Annotated in this window: 4 protein-coding genes; 1 reads left to right on the top strand and 3 read right to left on the bottom strand. The window is 67.5% G+C overall.

Annotation, left to right across the window (positions count from 1 at the left end; translation table 11 throughout):
- The 3 genes from FJY88_12690 to queF all read right to left on the bottom strand — a co-directional run.
- Nucleotides 1–664: hypothetical protein (locus FJY88_12690; GenBank protein ID MBM3288191.1), on the bottom strand; the 664-nt coding region annotated here is incomplete at its 3' end.
- Nucleotides 661–2601 carry a hypothetical protein gene (locus FJY88_12695; protein MBM3288192.1) on the bottom strand — a complete coding sequence of 647 codons (1941 nt, stop codon included), beginning with the start codon at nt 2599–2601 and terminating at the stop codon, nt 661–663. The genes FJY88_12690 and FJY88_12695, both read right to left, overlap by 4 nt.
- A gap of 247 nt (nt 2602–2848) precedes the next feature.
- Nucleotides 2849–3202: an NADPH-dependent 7-cyano-7-deazaguanine reductase QueF gene (queF, locus tag FJY88_12700; protein MBM3288193.1), complete on the bottom strand. Its 354-nt coding sequence runs from the start codon at nt 3200–3202 to the stop codon at nt 2849–2851.
- A 188-nt stretch (nt 3203–3390) separates the two neighbouring features.
- Here queF and FJY88_12705 point away from each other — a divergent pair.
- Nucleotides 3391–3552, top strand: a 162-nt coding sequence (locus FJY88_12705) for a bacterioferritin (protein MBM3288194.1), incomplete at its 3' end; no start/stop codon positions are given.

Genomic DNA, 3552 nt, shown 5'->3' on the forward strand with positions numbered 1-3552 from the left:
GCACCGCGCTGACGAGCGCCTCGGTCAGCGGCGGCGGGGTGTAGAGAACGCCGTGGCTTCGGCCCCGCTCCCGGTCGACCTGGAACCTGAGTCGGTGCCCGGGACCGCGAAGGAGCCTGTGCCGGAGCGCGTGCGCATGGATCCATCCGACGGGATCGTCCTCCGGTGCGCAGCGCGCAATGACAGGCAGAAGCCACCGGATCATCTCCTCTATGTCGGAAGCATCCAGATCGAGGGCTCCGGCCATCCCGCGGATCGCCTCCAACGTCTCGAGGAAGAACGGCTCGGGGCCGGAGGCGATCGGCAGGGCGTGTCGCCCCGCGGGCCGCGGAAACAGATCCCGCGCCGTTCCCGCGTGCGGCCGCGTCGGCCATTCGGCGAGGATCCTGCTGCGGGAGGGCGAGCCGAGGCGAGGGCGCGCGCGTGATCGATCGTTGAGCGGAGATCCCACCAGTCCCTCGAGCTCGAGCTGCAAGAGAATGATCAGATCGGAGAGCAGGGCGTGCGCCTCATCGGAAACCGCCGTGAGGTCCTCCAGGGAGGGCGGCGCGCCTGGCGAGGTGAACAGATCGTTCGCGGGAGCCTGGCCTTGGCGGGCGCGCGGGGCCGCGGCCATCAGGAGGGCGCGCGTCAGGACCGAGGGGAGATCGCGGCGATCCCTCATCGCTGCAGCACGACTCGCCCCGCGCGCTCGCGCCCACGCGCGTCCTTCCATCGCAGGAAATAGACGCCGCTCGAGAGATCTCCCTGTCCGCTCAGAGCGATACGGCCCTCCCGTGGGGAGAGGCGGAGCTTCAGCGCCCCATCGGCCCCGAAGAAATCTACCACACTCTCGAGAGCGGCGCCGTCGGGCAGAACGAGATCGCCGACACCGTTCCATGGCTGCGGAAAGATGCGCCGGGGCGTTCCGGGACTCGGCATCGGAGAGACCCAGTCGGTCCGATATTCCGCGAGGATGCCGTCCGCGCGCAGATGGGCCGTGAGTCGATAGGAGACTCCGCCCGCGTCGATGGGATCGAGGAAGTCGAGGGCTCCCGCCCCGTCCGGGTGGCTCCCGGCATCGGCCACCGTGGAGGGCTCTCCGCCCGCCAGTCGGCGTTCGAGCCTCCAGGAGGCGACCGGAACCCCCGGGGGAAAGGCGAAGCGCAATCGGACCCCGCGCCCCTCCACTTCGGCGACGAGATCGATCCAGAGGGCCGGGCTGACGGCAGTGTTGTTCACGGTGAGGGAGTCGGTCGAAACGATCCAATTCCCCGCCGGGAGACCCGTGCCGTCAGCGAGCCGATCGATCCGGAAATCTCCCACATCGTCCGTCTCTGCGGTCGCTCGAAGCGACATCGACTGTTCGATGGCAACGATCGGTATGTCCCGAAGGGCCTCACTCCCTTGCGACACAACGCTCCCGCGCAGGACTACCCCCAGGTCGGGAAGGAAGCTGACGCTCCGCGTCGTGTCGCCCGCCACGACATCGACCGGCAGAGCCTGCGCGGGATCGTACGTTCTCGGGTGGTACTGCGTCCTGTAGACGCCGTCGGGCACGAACGCGACCGTGTAGCTGCCGGAAGGGAGGCATCCGATCCTCCAGATCGTCGACATCCCGGCCTTGATCGTCACAGAGAAGACGCCCGGAGATCCTGTCGCGACGATCCTGGCGCTCGGCAGCCTTCCGAAGTCCGCCTGGAGCACTCCTTCGATCACTCCCTCGAGACTGGGAGGAAGGAGACAGTCGGCGTCCAGCTTGCCCTTGAGGTCGATCCCCCCCGTTTCTGCCCCCTCCCTCACGGCGACCCTCCGAGCGCCGCTCTCGCTTTCGGCATCGGGGTAGTAGCGCCGGATCGCGGGGACGTGAACGATGTAGGAGCCGGAGGGAAGACCGCGGAGCGCGTAGAAACCGAGATCCTCAGTCCTGGTCGTGTAGGCCTGAGAAGGGACTCCAGGCGGATAGGCCCGCACCTCCACATTCGCGATGCCAAGGTTGCTGTCGCGATGCCGCACATCCCCACGGATGACGCCGCCGAAGTCCGGGGCGATCGTGATCCCCGCGATCAACTCGCCCGCTGCCACCGCGATCGGAGCCGCGTTCGAGGTGTCCCGGGAACCATCCCAGGATTCGCTGATCGCCTCCGTTCCTCTCGCGTCGACCCAGAGGCGATAGGATCCCGACTCGAGTCCTCCGAAAGTCACGCGGCCTTCATCATCCGCAGGTCGCGCCAGCCTTTTCGTTCCATCGACCGAACGCAGGATCAAAGGGACTTGAGGCCAGGGATCTCCGCTCGGCCGCCGGACGGTCGCCTTGATCCTTCCCGCCGCCGGCAGCGTCAGGTCGCCGGCGTCCGTCGTGGCGCCGTCGGCCACGCGGTAGGACAGGGCGTCCGCGGAGTCCACGCCGCCCGGCGCGTAGCGGATCGCGTAGGCTCCGGTTTCGCTGCGCGGGTCATCGGGCCTCGCGCGGATCCGCGCAAGACCCGCGGGCACGCCGGGGATGACGGCGCGACCATCGCCTCCGGTCTTGGCGGATGATCGGAACCGTCCGACGCAGGCCTCGACGAGGATTCCCTCGATCGGTCCGCCGCCTTCCGCCGACAGGACGCGAACCGACACCGAGCCGCCCGAAGGGCGGCAGGTCAGAATGAGCGGAAGCGACGAGTCGCCCGGCTGCAGGGCGATGATCGCAGCGCCTGCAAGGTCCGGGCTGTCGGGATAGAACCGAGCGGGATAGAAGATCGAGGGCTCCTGCGATCGGCCGATTCCGGGCGCGCCCGCGATCAGGAGGAGGTAGATCAGGGCAAGCCGGCCCCTCCAAACAGGCGCCGCGCTCCGGGCTGACGCACCGTGGCCCCCAGAGGGCTCAAGCTCCGTGCGAGGCCCGTACCGTCGTGCGAATTCCTCCGCGGACAAGGAACTCACCCTCCACGGCCATGCGGCGCGGCGAGAGGATCGACACCAGATCGTCCAGGATCTTGTTCACAACGGCCTCGTGGAAGGCGCCCTGGTTGCGGTAGGACCAGAGGTAGAGCTTGAAGGACTTCAGCTCCACGCAGAGGGCGTCCGGGACGTAGTGGACGCGAATGAGGGCGAAGTCGGGTTGCCCGGTCAGCGGACAGAGACAGGTGAACTCCGGACAGTCGAAGCGGATCTCGTAGTCCCGCTCCGGCTTCGGATTCGGGAAGGTCTCCAGGATCGTCGGTTCTCGCGCCGCCACGACGTGCCTCCCTGCCGGAGGAGTCCGGCACCCCTTTTTCAGGGTAGCGCAGGTCGGGCCGCGCCACAACCGGACGGGTCTTCTCCCACCGAGTCCGCTCGGGTAGACTCGCGGGGACCGAAGCGCCGGGATCTCCTGTGGCGCTTTTGGACCATGGCCAAACCGAAGGGGAGGAGCAGGAAGAGATCATGAAGGGCGATCCGAAAGTCATCAAGTTGCTCAATGAGGCTCTGACGGCGGAGCTGACCGCGATCAACCAGTACTTTCTCCACGCCGAGCTGTGCGAGAACTACGGCTACGAGATTCTCTACAAGGCGATCCGTACGGAATCGATCGACGAGATGAAGCAC

This window comes from Candidatus Eisenbacteria bacterium, from assembly GCA_016867495.1.
Taxonomy (GTDB): Bacteria; Eisenbacteria; RBG-16-71-46; order CAIMUX01; family VGJL01; genus VGJL01.